Annotated in this window: 12 protein-coding genes; 6 read left to right on the top strand and 6 right to left on the bottom strand. The window is 63.1% G+C overall.

Annotated elements, in window-relative coordinates; all coding sequences use genetic code 11:
* Nucleotides 1-12 precede the first annotated feature (12 nt).
* Genes ASB58_RS20395 through coaBC form a run of 3 tightly spaced genes read right to left on the bottom strand, consistent with a single transcriptional unit; the run spans nucleotide 13 to nucleotide 4,250 of the window.
* Nucleotides 13-2,535, bottom strand: coding sequence for a phosphomannomutase/phosphoglucomutase (locus tag ASB58_RS20395; protein ID WP_118131791.1), 2,523 nt, complete (start codon nucleotides 2,533-2,535; stop codon nucleotides 13-15).
* A 41-nt stretch (nucleotides 2,536-2,576) separates the two neighbouring features.
* A complete protein-coding gene (gene dut, locus ASB58_RS17720) occupies nucleotides 2,577-3,032 on the bottom strand; it encodes a dUTP diphosphatase (protein ID WP_096004830.1) in 456 nt (151 codons plus the stop codon).
* Between the two features lie 9 nt (nucleotides 3,033-3,041).
* A complete protein-coding gene (gene coaBC / locus ASB58_RS17725; RefSeq protein ID WP_096004829.1) occupies nucleotides 3,042-4,250 on the bottom strand; it encodes a bifunctional phosphopantothenoylcysteine decarboxylase/phosphopantothenate--cysteine ligase CoaBC in 1,209 nt (402 codons plus the stop codon).
* A 123-nt stretch (nucleotides 4,251-4,373) separates the two neighbouring features.
* On the opposite strand from coaBC, the gene radC reads away from it, so the two are divergent.
* From radC to rpmG, 3 genes are all read left to right on the top strand, one after another.
* A complete protein-coding gene (gene radC, locus ASB58_RS17730) occupies nucleotides 4,374-5,048 on the top strand; it encodes a RadC family protein (protein ID WP_118131792.1) in 675 nt (224 codons plus the stop codon).
* A gap of 187 nt (nucleotides 5,049-5,235) precedes the next feature.
* Entirely contained in the window at nucleotides 5,236-5,472 is a 237-nt protein-coding gene (gene rpmB / locus ASB58_RS17735) for a 50S ribosomal protein L28 (RefSeq protein WP_083723971.1), read from the top strand.
* An 11-nt stretch (nucleotides 5,473-5,483) separates the two neighbouring features.
* Entirely contained in the window at nucleotides 5,484-5,639 is a 156-nt protein-coding gene (gene rpmG / locus ASB58_RS17740) for a 50S ribosomal protein L33 (RefSeq protein WP_083723973.1), read from the top strand.
* Between the two features lie 80 nt (nucleotides 5,640-5,719).
* Here the strand turns inward: rpmG and ASB58_RS17745 are convergent, their stop codons facing one another.
* Both ASB58_RS17745 and desA read right to left on the bottom strand, forming a co-directional pair.
* Nucleotides 5,720-6,607 carry a M23 family metallopeptidase gene (locus ASB58_RS17745; RefSeq protein WP_096004827.1) on the bottom strand — a complete coding sequence of 296 codons (888 nt, stop codon included), beginning with the start codon at nucleotides 6,605-6,607 and terminating at the stop codon, nucleotides 5,720-5,722.
* A gap of 76 nt (nucleotides 6,608-6,683) precedes the next feature.
* Entirely contained in the window at nucleotides 6,684-7,865 is a 1,182-nt protein-coding gene (gene desA / locus ASB58_RS17750) for a delta-9 fatty acid desaturase DesA (RefSeq protein WP_118131793.1), read from the bottom strand.
* 150 nt (nucleotides 7,866-8,015) lie between these two features.
* On the opposite strand from desA, the gene ASB58_RS17755 reads away from it, so the two are divergent.
* Nucleotides 8,016-10,289: a putative bifunctional diguanylate cyclase/phosphodiesterase gene (locus ASB58_RS17755; protein WP_118131794.1), complete on the top strand. Its 2,274-nt coding sequence runs from the start codon at nucleotides 8,016-8,018 to the stop codon at nucleotides 10,287-10,289.
* A gap of 63 nt (nucleotides 10,290-10,352) precedes the next feature.
* Here ASB58_RS17755 and ASB58_RS17760 read toward each other — a convergent pair whose 3' ends face one another.
* On the bottom strand, nucleotides 10,353-11,150 hold the full coding sequence (locus ASB58_RS17760; RefSeq protein ID WP_096004824.1) for an undecaprenyl-diphosphate phosphatase: 798 nt from the start codon (nucleotides 11,148-11,150) through the stop codon (nucleotides 10,353-10,355).
* A 237-nt stretch (nucleotides 11,151-11,387) separates the two neighbouring features.
* On the opposite strand from ASB58_RS17760, the gene ASB58_RS17765 reads away from it, so the two are divergent.
* Both ASB58_RS17765 and ASB58_RS20615 read left to right on the top strand, forming a co-directional pair.
* Entirely contained in the window at nucleotides 11,388-12,407 is a 1,020-nt protein-coding gene (locus tag ASB58_RS17765; RefSeq protein WP_118131795.1) for a cyclase family protein, read from the top strand.
* A gap of 1,758 nt (nucleotides 12,408-14,165) precedes the next feature.
* Complete coding sequence (locus ASB58_RS20615; protein ID WP_425056182.1) at nucleotides 14,166-14,798, top strand: methyl-accepting chemotaxis protein; 633 nt, start codon at nucleotides 14,166-14,168, stop codon at nucleotides 14,796-14,798.
* Nucleotides 14,799-14,992 lie beyond the last annotated feature (194 nt).

Genomic DNA, 14,992 nt, shown 5'->3' on the forward strand with positions numbered 1-14,992 from the left:
TCCTGCGGTGGTTCAGAATGTGGGTTTGAGGTCAGGCGCTACCGCCTGCAGGCGCTCGCGGAACAGGGTTTTGACCCGGTTCAGCTCCTCGCTGCTGTCCGCTTCAAAGCGCATCACCAGCACCGGTGTGGTGTTGGAGGCGCGGATCAGGCCCCAGCTGTGGGCAAAGTCTACACGTATACCGTCCAGGTTGGTGACCTGGCCTTCGCCCCAGTCGGCCTGCTCGGTGAGCGCGCGAATAATCTCGAACTTACGCTCCTCGCCGACCGTCAGGTTGATCTCCGGGGTGCTGATGCCAGCGGGGTAGCGGGCCATCACGGCATCGGCGCTGTCGGGCTGCATGGACAACAGCTCCAGCAGGCGGCAGGCGCTGTAGAGGCCGTCGTCAAAACCGTACCAGCGCTCCTTGAAGAACAGGTGGCCGCTCATCTCTCCGCCGAGCAGGGCGCCGGTTTCCTTCATCTTGGCCTTGACCAGCGAATGGCCGGACTTCCACATCACCGGGCGTCCGCCGGCCTGGCTGATGATGCTGGGCAACTGGCGCGAGCACTTCACATCAAAGACGATGTCGGCGCCCGGGTTGCGGGTAACGATGTCCTCGGCGAACAGCATCATCAGACGGTCGGGGTAGATCAGCTCGCCCTTGTCGGTGACAAAGCCCAGACGGTCGGCATCGCCGTCGAAGGCGACACCCAGGTCGGCGCCGCTGCGCTCGACCATCTCGATCAGGTCGGTGAGGTTCTCCGGCTTGCCCGGGTCCGGGTGATGGTTGGGGAACAGGCCGTCGACATCGCAGTACAGCGGAATCACTTCGCAGCCGATACCTTCGAGCAGGCGTTCGGCAATGACGCCGCCAACCCCGTTGCCGCAATCGACGACCACCTTGAGTGGGCGGGCAATGACCACGTCGTCGACGATCTGCTGCAGGTAGCTGTCCAGCACCTCCAGCTGGTCGCGGCTGCCATTGCCGACGCGCAGGTTGTTCTGCTGCAGGCGCTGGTGCAGGGCGCTGATCTGATCGCCCGAGAGGGTCTGGCCGGCGACCACGATCTTCAGGCCATTGTAGGCCGGGGGGTTGTGGCTGCCGGTGATCATCACGCCGGAGGTGGCGCCGCTGGTGTGGGTGGCAAAGTACAGCACCGGGGTCGGCACCATGCCGATATCGCTCACCTGGCAGCCGCTGTCCATCAACCCTTGGATCAGCTGTTCACTGAGCGCCGGACCGGACAGTCGGCCGTCACGGGCGACCAGCACGCGCGATTCTCCGGTGTCCAGCGAGGCACTGCCAATCGCGCGGCCAAGCCAATACACGCCTTCCTCGGTCAGGCTTTTGCCGACCACGCCGCGGATATCGTAGGCGCGGAAAATTTCTGCCGGCAGGGCCGGGATGGCCTGGGCGCTGTTCGCCTGTCCGTCGCCATCCTGCATTGCGAAGGGGTCGTCTTCGTCGAGAATGTCGATATCCAGGACTTCGTTGGGCTGAAAGATGGGGTTGCTCAGCTCGTTGTCGAGCGGTTGCGCCGGCTTGGCAGCGACGGGTTTGGTGGCGTCTTCGCGCGGGCTATTGGCGCCGACCGTCTGGCCGCTGCGTTTGACCAGCTGCATGATGTTCTGCGCGGGTGCTTCCAATGGGCCCAGTGTCAGGCCGCCAGCCTTGTGGCCCAGGGTGAGCTGGGTCAGGGTGTTGGCGTCGGCACGCACTGCCGCGGTCCAGCCGCGCTGCAGCAGCAGCAGCGCAAACAGGCCGCCCAGCAGGGCCAGCAGGGCACTGGCCACCAGCAGCAGGAGGTTCGGTGTCACGCTGGAGAGCCCCCGCCCGGGTTGAAAGTCGATGTGCCAGGCGGGATTGTCGGTCGCCAGTCGAATGCTGTCGCCGCGGCCCTCGCCCTGGTCAAACAGCACTTGTTCAGGGCCGCCTGGAAACTGCTGAATCAGACGTACGCGGCCATCACCGTCGGCCAGCGCGGGCAAACTGCCGAGCATCCGCGACAGCTGCATGACGGCGGTCAGGGTGCCATTGGCCGGCGCGTTGGGGGAGGCGCGCAGCGGCTTGACGCCGTACAGCAACCATTGGTCGCCAATCTGGTGGGCTTCGACCGGAACGGGCAGGTCCCGCTCGGCACGGCGAATCATGTCCAGCGCAGCGAAGTTGAGCGGTGCTGCGCCACTTTCAATGCGTTCTGCCTGGCCGGGAGCGTGGGTATAGATGCCCAGGGTGTCGGCCTGGTGATAGCTGAGCAGGCGGTCCAGGGTGGGGCTGCCGCCCTGGCTCAGGGCGACCTGCAGCTGCGGGTTGGCAGCGATGCGGGTAAGGTCGCGATCCAGTTGCGCCATGCCCTGATTCAGGCCGCTGACCTGCTGGCTGGCGTAGCCCTTGACCAGTGCCTGGTTGAGGCTGCTGGCGTAGCCGCTCATGGCGACCCAGAGCACAGCGGCGGCTGCGGCAATGCCGGCCATGGCCAGGCCGACCGGCAGGTTGACGCTGGGCAGCCCGGCGGGCTTGCTGGTGGTGGATGCTTTTCGGCTGAGTTTCATCTTCTTATTTGCCTCCCTGCGAACATGATCGGGTACGCCGGTCAGTGAGTCCCTGTGTGGCCAAACCCACCGGCGCCGCGCTGGCTGTCGTCAAACTCCTCGACAATCTGCAGTTGAGCCTGCAAGACCGGGACCAGAACCAGCTGTGCGATGCGCTCGCCCGGGTTGATGGTAAAGGCGCTGTTGCTGCGGTTCCAGCAGGAGACCATCAACTGGCCCTGATAGTCGGAATCGATCAGCCCGACCAGATTGCCCAGCACGATGCCGTGCTTGTGGCCCATACCTGAACGCGGCAGGATCATCGCCGCCAGTCCGGGATCGGCAATATGAATGGCCAGCCCGGTGGGCAGCAGCTCGGTCTGGCCCGGTGCCAGGGTCAGCGGGGCCTCCAGCATGGCGCGCAGGTCGAGCCCGGCGGAGCCTTCGGTGGCGTAGCTCGGCAGTGGCCATTCGTGGCCCAGGCGGGCATCCAGTACTTTTGCTTGCAGCGCGTGCATCAGGAGTCCTTAGTCGTTCAGTTGCCCGGCGAGCCGGGCGATGATTTGGCGGGCCAGTTTCTGCTTGCTGGCCTGCGGCAGGCTGTAGCGTTCCAGCTGGCGGTCAATCAGGGTGACGGCGTTGTCGTCACTATTAAAGCCGATCCCGCTCTGGCTGACATCATTGGCGATGATCAGGTCCAGCTTTTTACGCTGCAGCTTGTCGGCAGCATAGCTGAGCACGTCGTGGGTTTCGGCAGCAAAGCCGACGCAGCAGGCGGGACGCTGGCTGTGGTCTGCCAGGGTGGCGAGGATGTCCGGGTTGCGCACCAGCGTCAGCGTCAGGCCGTCTTCATTGGTGGCGTCCTTCTTCATCTTCTGCTCGGCTGCGCTTGCCGGGCGGTAGTCGGCTACCGCGGCGGAGGCGATGAAGACATCGGCCGGCAGCGCGGCCAGGCAGGCGTCGAGCATGTCCTGCGCGCTGATCACGTCGATACGCTGAACGCGGGCAGGGGTGGGCAGGTTGACCGGCCCGGCCACCAGGGTGACGCGCGCGCCGGCTTCGGCGGCCGCCTCGGCCAGGGCAAAGCCCATCTTGCCGGAGCTGTGGTTGGAGATGTAACGCACTGGGTCGATGGCTTCGCGGGTCGGTCCGGCGTTGATCAACACATGACGCCCGCTCAGCAGTCCGCGCTCGAAGCACTCGCTGGCGCGGGCGGCGATATCGGTCGGCTCCAGCATGCGGCCGGGGCCGACGTCGCCGCAGGCCTGGCCGCCGTCACCGGGGCCAAACACCTTCACGCCGCGCGCCAGTAGCTGAGTCAGGTTGTGCTGGGTGGCGGCATCGCGCCACATCGCCTGGTTCATGGCCGGCGCGATGGCGATGGGGGCGTCGGTGGCCAGCACCAGGGTGGTCAGCAGGTCGTCGCCGCGGCCCTGGGCCAGGCGGGCCATCAGGTCGGCAGTGGCCGGTGCAATCAGCACCAGGTCGGCCCAGCGTGCCAGTTCAATATGGCCCATCGCGGCCTCTGCTTCCGGGTCCAGCAGGTCGCCGTGCACGGGGTGCCCGGACAGCGCCTGCAGGGTCAGCGGCGTGATGAATTCGCGCGCGGCGTTGGTCATGACCACCCGTACCTCGGCGCCGGCATCGCGCAGGCGGCGAATCAGCTCGGCGCTTTTATAGGCGGCGATGCCGCCACTGACGCCTAGCACCACCTGCTTGTTGAATAACGACTGCATTGTGAACTCGCCCTCATGCTGCGCGTGGTGCCGTTGGAGGCCCCGCGAAATGCCCGCTACGATAGCACAGCCGCCATGTGTGGCGCTGCGCAGCACGGTGCTGTTGCACGACAGGGAGAGTCCATGCCGATTACCGATTGGCCGGTCAGTGAACGACCGCGAGAGAAGTTGCTGAGTCAGGGAGCGCCGGCCCTGTCTGATGCCGAGCTGTTGGCGATTTTTCTGCGTACCGGTCTGCCCGGCTGCAGTGCGGTGGACCTGGCGCGTCAGCTGTTGACCCGTTTTGGCAGTCTGCGCGCGTTGTTGCAGGCCGATTTGCGTCAGTTCTCCGCCCATCCCGGGCTTGGGCCTGCCAAGTACGCACAGCTGCAGGCGGTGCTGGAAATGGGCCGGCGGCATCTGTTCGAGGACCTCAAGCGCGGCGATGCACTGACCTCGCCGGGTGCGGTGCGGGCCTTTTTGCGCAGCCAGCTGGCCGCCTTGCCCCATGAGGTATTTGCCTGCCTGTTTCTGGATAACCAGCACCGGGTAATCGCCTTTGAGGAATTGTTTCGTGGCACGATCGACAGCGCCAGCGTCTACCCGCGTGAAGTGCTCAAGCGGGCGTTGGCACACAATGCGGCGGCCTTGATCCTGACCCATAACCATCCGTCGGGTGTGGCCGAGCCGAGCCAGGCAGACCTGCAGCTGACCCGGCGCCTGCGCGAGAGTCTGGCGCTGCTGGATATTCGGGTGCTCGACCATCTGGTGATTGGCGATGGCGACCCGGTTTCCATGGCCGAGCGCGGGTTGCTGTGATGACATTGCGTAGGAAAAGTCGTTGCCTGTGTTGACGCTTTTTGGTATAAAGCTCCGCTCTTCTCGGGGCTGCGCCTGTAATGCATGTTTTTCAGGCGGGTTAAATCCGCTCGCCCCGGCTGGACAACAGATTCTTTTATGGCTTCCAACCAGTTCGGGTTGGGCAAGTGGTTGGAGAGGGTTAACCATGTCTCGAGTATGTCAGGTGACCGGCAAGGGCCCGGTTACTGGGAACAACGTTTCCCACGCTAACAACAAAACCAAGCGTCGTTTTCTGCCTAACCTGCAGTACCATCGTTTTTGGGTTGAGTCGGAAAAGCGTTTCGTTCGTCTGCGCACTTCCGCCAAGGGCATGCGCATCATCGACAAGCGCGGCATTGATGCCGTGCTGACTGAAATCCGCGCCCGCGGCGAAAAAGTCTAAGGAGCATCATCATGCGTGAATTGATTCGTTTGGTGTCTTCTGCCGGTACTGGTCACTTCTACACTACCGACAAGAACAAGCGCACCACTCCCGACAAGATCGAAATCAAGAAATTCGATCCGGTCGTGCGTAAGCACGTGACCTACAAGGAAGCCAAGATCAAATAAGATCTTCGCTTGCTGACAAAAAACCCGCTCTCGAGCGGGTTTTTTGTTGCCTGTAATTTAGGATCCAGTAGCTCCCAGGCTCAGGGCTCCCCGCCGATAGCGAAATTCGGCAGGCTGTCGACCGGTTGGGCAAACTCGAAGGGGATGGAGACGGTCTGCAGGCCAACGTTCTTCTGCACCACAAAGTGCAGGTGCGGACCGGTGCTGTTGCCGGTGTTGCCCGACAGTGCCAGCAACTGTCCTGGGTTGATGCGCTCCCCTTCGCGGACCTGCACCGAGCCGCGTTTGAGGTGCAGGTAGACACTCATGGTGCCGTCGTCGTGCAGCAGGCGTACAAAGTTGCCTGACGGGTTGGTGCCGCGGCCGCTTTGATTGTTCTCGATCTTCACTACCTGACCGGCGCGCGCCGCGACGATGGGTGTGCCCTCAGGCATCGCGATGTCGATCGCATAGCGGCCCTTGGGCCCGCTGTGGCTGTAGCGGCCACCGGGTCCCTGGGTCATGCGGAACGGGCCGCCGCGCCAGGGCAGCGGATAGTGGGTCAGGGTCTGTTCGGCTCGGGGGTCGCCCAGAGCGTGCTCCAGCCGGTAGTCGTAACTTGGTGCGCCGTCGGCGGTCGGTTGCAGGGTGACCAGGCGAATCTGTTGACGTGGCGGCAGTACCCACTCGATGGGGGCAGCCGGCACCCCAAGCACATTCTGGGCGTTGCTGATGGTCAGGCGAATCTCCACCGGCGCGTACAGGTCGTTATGCACGATCAGCGTCTCGCCTCCGGCGTGGCGCTTCTTGGTGACGTACACCTCGCGGTCGACGTTCTCGACCATGGCATCGCGGAACACGATGACCTGGGCACCTTCGACCCGCTGGTCGGTATAGGTGGTGACACCGTTGGCGTCGGTGTACTTGTATATGTTGCCGGCCAGCACCAGGGGGCTGGCCAGCAAGAGGGTTGGCAGTAAGGCACGCATCCGCTGCTACCTTTGTTGTGATTGGTGCTGTCTGGCGAGTCTAGCGCTGAATGCGGGTCGTGGCGACCCGCGTTTGTCAGCTGGCCGGGCGCAGCGAGTAGGTGCGCAGCGAGTCGGCAAACTCCTGCAGCGCCTTGATGCCGCTTTCTTCGGCCTGGTTGCACCAGTCCTTCAGAGCCTGCAGCATCTCGTGGCTGTTGGCGCTGGTGCGCCCCCAGATCTGCTGCAGCGCCAGGCGCTTCTCGTAGATCACCTTGAGTGCCTGGCTGTGTTCCAGCATGGTCTGGATGCGCGCCTGGTGGCGGTCGTCCAGCAGGCTGGTTTCGCGGCTGAGCAGGCGCTTGGCACGGCGGAACAGGTGGCGAACCGACTCATCCATGCGCGCCAGTTCGCTGCGCACCGCGGGCTTGATGACCAGCTTGCGATACTGGGCCATGATCTGGAAGCGGTTGTTGAGAATCGCCATGGCGGTGTCCATATCGAGTGTCTGCTTGCCCTCGACGCGGTGGGCAATCGGCGCGGTGCGGCGCACCTCGGCCAGACCGACCAGGCTGAACAGCCGAATCCACAGCCAGCCCATGTCGAACTCCCACTTCTTCACCGACAGCTTGGCCGAGTTGGGGTAGGTGTGATGATTATTGTGCAGCTCTTCGCCACCAATCAGGATGCCCCAGGGCAGGATATTGGTGGCCGCGTCGCGGCACTCGAAGTTGCGGTAGCCCAGCGCATGGCCCAGACCGTTGATGACACCGGCGGCGAGCACCGGGATCCACATCATCTGAACCGCCCAGACGGTGATGCCAAGCACGCCGAATAGTGCCAGGTCGATCAGTGCCATCAGGGTCACGCCAGCGATCGGGAAGCGGCTGTAGAGATTGCGCTCGATCCAGTCATCAGGGCAGTTCTTGCCGTAGATGCGCAGCGTCTCCTCGTTCTTGGCCTCTTCCATGTAGAGTTCTGCGCCTTTGCGCAGCACGGTGCCGAGGCCCTTGTGAACCGGGCTGTGAGGGTCGTCGGGGGTTTCGCACTTGGCGTGGTGTTTGCGGTGGATCGCGGTCCACTCGCGGGTGTTCATGCTGGTGGTGAGCCACAACCAGAAGCGGAAAAAGTGCTTGAGCGCCGGGTGCAGCTCAAGAGAGCGATGCGCTGAGTAGCGGTGCAGGTAGACTGTGACGCTGACGATGGTAACGTGCGTCAGGACAAGCGTGATTGCAATCAGTTGCCACACAGACAGATCAAGTAAGCCGTTGTACCACATAAAGCCAGATTACCTCGTTAGAATACGCAGGCATCAGGCCTGCGTCGGGCCGATTATGGACCAACAGATGTACGATGAACATGACCGCGGGTCGCCCCGACCCGACTGCTTTAGTTACCGAATGTTGATTGCCCGCTGCGGAAGGCTGGCATGACCTCCACCGCGCGTGCCTGGGTCGTCACCCTGTCTTACCTGCTGGTTGCGACCCTGTGGGTACTGTTCAGCGACGCCTTGCTGCTGATGTTGGAGCTTGAAGACCAGCAGCGTCTGCAGACGCTGAAAGGCATTGGTTTTGTGCTGGTTACCGGCGCCTTGTTGTTCTTTTTCGTCCGTTACCACCTGCGCCGTCGTCGACAGCAGGAGGAGGCGCTGCGCCTTGAGCGCGAGCGCTTTGACTTGGCGCTCAGTGGCGGAAACGACGGTATCTGGGATTGGGATATCGACAACCAGAGCCTGTACCTGTCGCCGCGCAGCTGCGACATACTCGGCCTGCCAACCGGTAGCTCACCGCTGGGCGACTGGCAGCATCTGCTGGCGTCAGAAGATCGCGCTACGGTGCATGCCGCTCTGGTCCAGCACCTGCGCGGCGCGACTGAGCGGTTGGATGTCACCTATCGCCTGGCCCGTTCCGTCCATGGAGTCAGTTGGGTGCATGCCGGAGGCCGCGCTCTGCGCGACGTCGATGGCCGCGCCACACGACTGGTTGGCGTGCTGCGCGATGTCAGCGAGCAGATTGCCGGAGAGGCGCGGTTGCGTCAGGCCGGCGTGATGTTCGACTGCACCAGCGAGGGCATGCTGATCTGTGATGCCGGGCAGAACATCGTCGACGTCAACAACGCGTTCTGCAAGATTACCGGCTACCGTGCCGAGGAAGTGATCGGGCGCCAGCCGAGCCTGTTGGCGTCCGGCCGTCACGACAGCGACTTTTACCGCCAGATGTGGCAGCAATTGATGTGCTGTGGCCGTTGGTCCGGGGAGATTTGGAATCGGCGCAAGAATGGCGAAATCTATCCGCAGTGGCAGAACATTATCGCGGTGCGTGACCAGCGCGGTGAGCTTAGCCATTTTGTCGCCGTGTTTGCCGACATGAGCACGCTCAAGCGCACCCAGGAAGAAATTGACTATCTGGCCCACCACGACCCGTTGACCAAGCTGCCCAATCGTCTGCTACTCACCGAACGCCTGAACACCGCGATGGCGCGTACCCGTCGCCAGGAGAGCGAGCTGGCGCTGTTGTTTATCGACCTGGATCGCTTCAAGGGCGTCAACGACAGTCTGGGACACAACGCCGGTGACCAATTGCTGCAGCTGGTGGCCCAGCGCATTCTGCAGGTGTGCGATGACAGCGATACCCTGGCACGTTTGAGCAGCGATGAATTCGCCCTGTTGCTGGAGCGTCCGCTGGGGGTTGAACAGTTGGGCAAGCTGGCAGAACACATTCTGCAGCTGCTGCAGACCCCCTTTGACCTGGTGGGGCACCTGGTGCACATGAGTGCCAGCGTTGGTCTGGCGATGTTCCCCACAGACGCTGCTGACGGGGCTGAACTGCTCAAGAACGCCGACTCGGCGATGTCGGTGGCGAAACAACGCGGACCCAACAGCTACGCCTTTTATACCCAGGACCTGACCGAGCAGGCGCGACGTCGGCTGGCTCTGGAAACCGACCTGCACGAAGCCATTCAGCGTGGCCAGCTGTGCGTGCACTATCAGTTGCAAAAAGCCCTGGACAGTGGCCGCTGGGTCAGTGTCGAGGCGCTGGTGCGCTGGCAGCACCCGGTGCGTGGGCTGGTTTCCCCCGGAGAGTTCCTGTCAGTGGCGCGCCAGACTGGCCTGATCGCCGACATTGACGAGTACGTGCTGGATGAAGCCTGTCGCCAGCTGCGCAGCTGGCGGGATGGTGGTTACGATCTTCGCTCGGTGGCGGTCAACATGTCCGGGTTCTGGATGGAGCGGGGGGACATCGCCGCGCGCGTCCAGCACGCGCTGGAGCGCTACGGGTTGCCGCCCGAGTGCCTGGAGCTGGAGGTTACCGAGGATGAAATGATGGACTTCGGTGAGCAGGGCGTGGCGTTGCTGGACCACCTGGCGGCACTGGGTGTGGGCTTGGCTATTGATGATTTCGGCACTGGGCATTCGTCATTGCTGCGGCTCAAGCGTATGCCGGTGCACAAGCTGAAGATCGATCGCGGGTTTGTGGTGGATCTGCCGTGCAGCGACAGCGACAGCGCCATGGCCCGCGCGATTATCGCGTTGGGCAAGAGCCTGCAGCTGAGGGTGATTGCCGAGGGCGTGGAAACCGCTGCCCAGGAGGCGCTGCTGCACGAGCTGGGCTGCGATCTGGGCCAGGGGTATCTGTATAACCGACCGATGCCGGCGGCGGAGCTGGAGACCATGCTGCAGCAGACTCGGCACCTCGCCGATTGATTGGCAGTGGCTTGAGCGCCTCGCTGGGTGGGCGCTCAAGCTGTCATCGGCGCCGGTCGCGGGTTACAGGAAGATCCACAGCAGCAGCGCACCCAGCACAATGCGGTACACCACGAAGGGCTGCATGCCGATGCGCTTGATGAAGGCCAGGAAGTAGTGGATGCACAGGTAGGCGCTGATGCCGGAGAGCACCACGCCGGCAGCCATCTGCAGCCAGTCCACGGCGACCTGGCTCTTGATCAGCTCGATGGTTTCCAGGCCGCAGGCCAGCACGATCACCGGGATCGACAACAGGAACGAGAAACGCGCCGAGGCTTCCCGGCTCAGGCCCAGCATCAGTGCCGCCGTCATGGTGATGCCCGAGCGCGAGGTGCCCGGAAACAACGCCAGTGCCTGCGCACAGCCAATGAACAGCACATCCTTCCAGTTCATCTGATATTCACTGCGGCTACCGCGAAAGCGCCAGTCCGCCCAGCCCAGCAGCAGACCAAAGCCAATCAGTCCGATCGACAGGTAGACGGGAGAGCGCAGCACCGTCTCCACGGTATCTTTCAGCAGCAGGCCAGCGAGGCCGACCGGAATGGTGCCCAGAATAACCGCCCAGGCCAGCTTGGCGTCGGCGTCCAGCTGGCGTGTATGCAGCGAGCGGGTCCAGCTCTGCAACATGTTGAGAATGTCGCTGCGGAAGTAGATCAGCACCGCTGACAGACTGCCCAGGTGCAGGGCGACGTCAAAGGCCAGGCCCTGGTCCGGCCAGTCGGTCAGGACCGGGACCAGAATCAGGTGGGCGGAACTGGAAACGGGAAGAAATTCGGTGATGCCCTGAACAATTGCCAGGATGACGACCTGCAGCCAATCCATGTTGACGCTGTTCTCCGTGAGTTGAAGGTAGCCGGGCGCGCTGGCGCGGCGGCTGAAAAAAGACGCGCAAGTAAAGCACGCCGACGGCCTGGACGCGACCCCCTGGGGCGGCCTTTGGCGCCTCTGTTTCTGATTATGCGGACACAACACGCTCATTGATCCACCGTTGCCGCGATGGTTCCGTGTTCACATTGCGTGGCATTGTCGAACAATCACAACAACAAACAGGAGAGGCGCATGCGCTGGACACATCGGCCGGAGGGCTCGAACTGGGGTGACTTTGGTGCTGACGACGAACTGGGGCGGCTCAATTTGCTGACCGCCGACAAGGTGCTGCAGGGCGTGGCCGAGGTGCGCGAGGGGCGCAGTTTCTGTCTCAGCCTACCGCTCGACTACCCCGGCGGCAATGCGCTTAACCGCCTGCGTCATCCGCCCCGGCGCTTTACCTCCGGGCGTGCCGACAAGCTCAACTACAACTTTGAACTGCAGCGTCTGAATCCGGACTTTACCGACGTGGTCAGTGACGATGCGGTGTTGCTGTATACCCAGTACTCGACCCAGTGGGATGCGCTGTCGCACGTCGGGGCGCTGTTTGATGCGGACGGCGATGGTGTGCCCGAGCCGCTGTATTACAACGGCTGGAAGGCCGGGGAGCATATCTGTGGCCCGGCCGGCCACGAAGACGCGCTGGAGGGCGTCAACGCCGCGCGGCTGGGTATCGAGAAGATGGCCGAGACGGCGGTCAGCGGCCGCGCGGTGCTGATTGATCTGGCGCGCCACTGCGGTCGCGAGCGGGTACTGGTGGATTACGCGCGTCTGCAGCAGATCATGCAGGCCGACGGGGTGGTGGTGGAGCCCGGCGACATGGTTTGCCTGTATACCGGGTTTGCTGACGTCATTCTGGAGATGGCGCGCGAGCCCGATGCGCAACGCCTGGCAACCAGCTGCGCGGTGCTCGACGGGCGCGATCCGGCACTGTTGCAGTGGATTACCGAGTCAGGCCTGAGTGTGCTGATTGCCGACAATTACGCGGTCGAAGCGTATCCCGCGCGGGCGGGCGATGGCTGCTGTGCTGCGCTGCCGCTGCATGAGCACTGTTTGTTCAAGCTGGGTATTCACCTCGGCGAACTCTGGTACCTGACCGAGCTGGCGCAGCAGCTCCGCAGCAGCGGGCGCAACCGCTTTCTGCTGACCGCACCGCCGCTGCGGTTGCCGGGTGCGGTGGGCTCGCCGGTATCGCCTGTTGCACTGATCTAGGGCGAGTTGTCGGCGGGTCGAGTGGGCCGACCGTCGTGCAGCCCGCAAAACTCGACCATTTGGACAAGGTGGTAACCTTTTTGGTGCATTTGTACCGAGATGCATCTTGGTGTGATCTATGTTGGTGCGCGATTGCTGCCCCCCTCCTGCTAAGGGGGGGCGATGCAGTGATATGGCGGGTTGCCACTATGGCTGGTGCACTTCTTGCAGAACTCAGGATCCGACTGACTCTGCGAGGCTGCCACCGTGACTCTTCGAAGCGATCAAATGAATCTGTCTGCAGCCGAGCGTCGCTGGCTGCCGTGGTTTGGTCCCAGCGGCAAGCTGGCCATGGGCTGGGCTTGCCGGGTCAACCAGAACCGCTATGCGCAGCTGGAATCGATCTTCAACAGCTTTGCCGCGACGCGGGTGCGGTTGCTGCAGCAATGGTGCGAAAACCAGTGGAGTGGCCTGCTGAGTGTTGCCCAGCAACTCGGTGAAGACCTGACGCAGCTGGATCAGGCGACGCTGTTGAAGCTGCGCAACAAGCTGCCCGACGCATCCGAGCTGTTTGTGCTCGACAGCACCGGTGTGCCGCTGTGCAGCAGCGCCGGTGAGCTGGCCGGTCTGCAGCCGGATGCCCAGGCGATCCGGGCCGGCCTGCAGCATCGCTTTCTCCACGGCCCCTTCGTTGATTCGCGTACCCGCCAGCTGGGGCCGTCCACCTCCAGCTTCCATGATGCGGTCACGCTGATGTTTTACCAGCCGCTGAGCAGCGCCGCCGGGGAGCCTCTCGGCTGTCTGTGCGCCCGGATACCCAACGACGTGCTGGGTGACTTGATTCAGCGCGAAGCCGGGCACATCTACCAGGAGTCCGGCGACAACTACATCTTCATGGTCGAGTCGCGCTTCAACCCGAGCATCGAGCCGGGCCGTGCGCTGTCCCGCTCGCGCTTCGAAGACAGTACCTTCAGTCACGGCGACAACCTGAAAAGCGGCATCAAGACGGCCTGGGGCACGGTCAGCGTACGAGAGCACACCGAGTTCGAGGTGCGCTTTACCGACCCGGCCACCGGTGAGCTGCATCCCGGTGTGCGTGAAACCATTCGCCACGGCGAAAACCTCTATGTGAAATACCCGGGATACTCCGACTACCGGCATATCCCGGTTATCGGCAAGGGCGTGACCTTCAGTCTGCCGGGCTCGCCCGACCGCTGGGGCATGATGTGCGAGGCCGATCTGGAAGAGGTGTACCGTTATCGCTCGCTCAGCTTTTCGCTGATGACCCAGTTCTGGGTATTGGCGCTGCTGGTGTTTGGCGCTCAGCTGGGCTTTGCCTGGCTGGGCTTGCAAGGGTGGACAATGCACCTGGCGCACCTGGCGGTGCTGCTGGGCGCGGGCCTGTGGTTTCGCTTCGCCGCGACCCGCAAGCTCGCTCGCCGGCTGGGGCGCATGACGGAAATCATCCGCAATATCGCCGAGGGCGAGGGCAACCTCAGCCAGCGTATGGACACCACGCGTCTGGTTGCCGATGAGACCGGTGAGCTGGGACGCTGGATCAACAGCTTTATCGACAATCTCGATACCATCGTGGGCCGGGTCAAACAGGCCAGTCGACACGCACTGCAGAACAGCGAGCAGATGCTGGGGCGCAATCAGCAGGCCAGTGACACCGCCGAGGAAGTGACCACCAATATTCAACAGATGCTCAGCATGATCGAAGCGCAGCTGCAGACGGTGACGGCCGCGGCGGAAACCGCTGCACAGATGAAGGCCAACATGGCCAGCGTGGTCGATGCGGCGCGAGAGCGCCTGGATACCGTAAGCAGCGGAACGCGCAAGATACGCAACATTGTGGAAAGCTCCGCAGCCAGCGTTCAGGAACTCGACAAGCGCACCGGTGACATCGTCGGCATGGTCTCGCTGATTACCGACATCACCAGTCAGACCAACCTGCTGGCGCTTAACGCCGCCATCGAGGCCGCGCGGGCCGGTGAGCATGGTCGTGGCTTTGCCGTGGTGGCTGATGAGGTGCGGGCACTGGCCTCACGCACGGCGAAAGCCGCAGAGGAGATCAGTCAGGGCATTACCACCATTCGTGATGCCACCCGGGAGACGGTGGTGGTGATGGAGCGGGGCGTGGCGGATGTTGACCATCAGCTGCAGCAAGCCGCCAGTGCGTCGGACGACAATGACATGCTGCACAAGACGGTGGAGGAGCTGTTCGAGGTGATCTCGGTGATGGACACCAACAGCAAGGAACACGGTCGTCAGGCCGGCCATGTAGCGGTGGCCACCCAGTCCATGAGCCAGGTGATCATCGCGCTGCGCGCCAGCTCCGGGCAGGTCAAGGAAACCGCATCACGGCTGCATCAGTTGTCGGATACGTTTCAGGTTAGTGCGGACCGCTAGGCCAGCGTTGCTGGCCTGGCGGTAGCCGCAAGCTACAAGCAAAGGCAAACCCCCTAGCGTGCGCGAGACTGGGGTTCTCTTGTGGCTTGTGGCTTGTGGCTTGAAGCTGAGCAAAAAAAACCCCGGCTCTCGCGAGTCCGGGGTTCTCTTGCGGCTTGCGGCTTAAAGCTTGCCGCTGGCTCTAAGCCGTCGGC

Source organism: Pseudomonas abyssi (genome assembly GCF_003444685.1).
Taxonomy (GTDB): Bacteria; Pseudomonadota; Gammaproteobacteria; order Pseudomonadales; family Pseudomonadaceae; genus Halopseudomonas; species Halopseudomonas abyssi.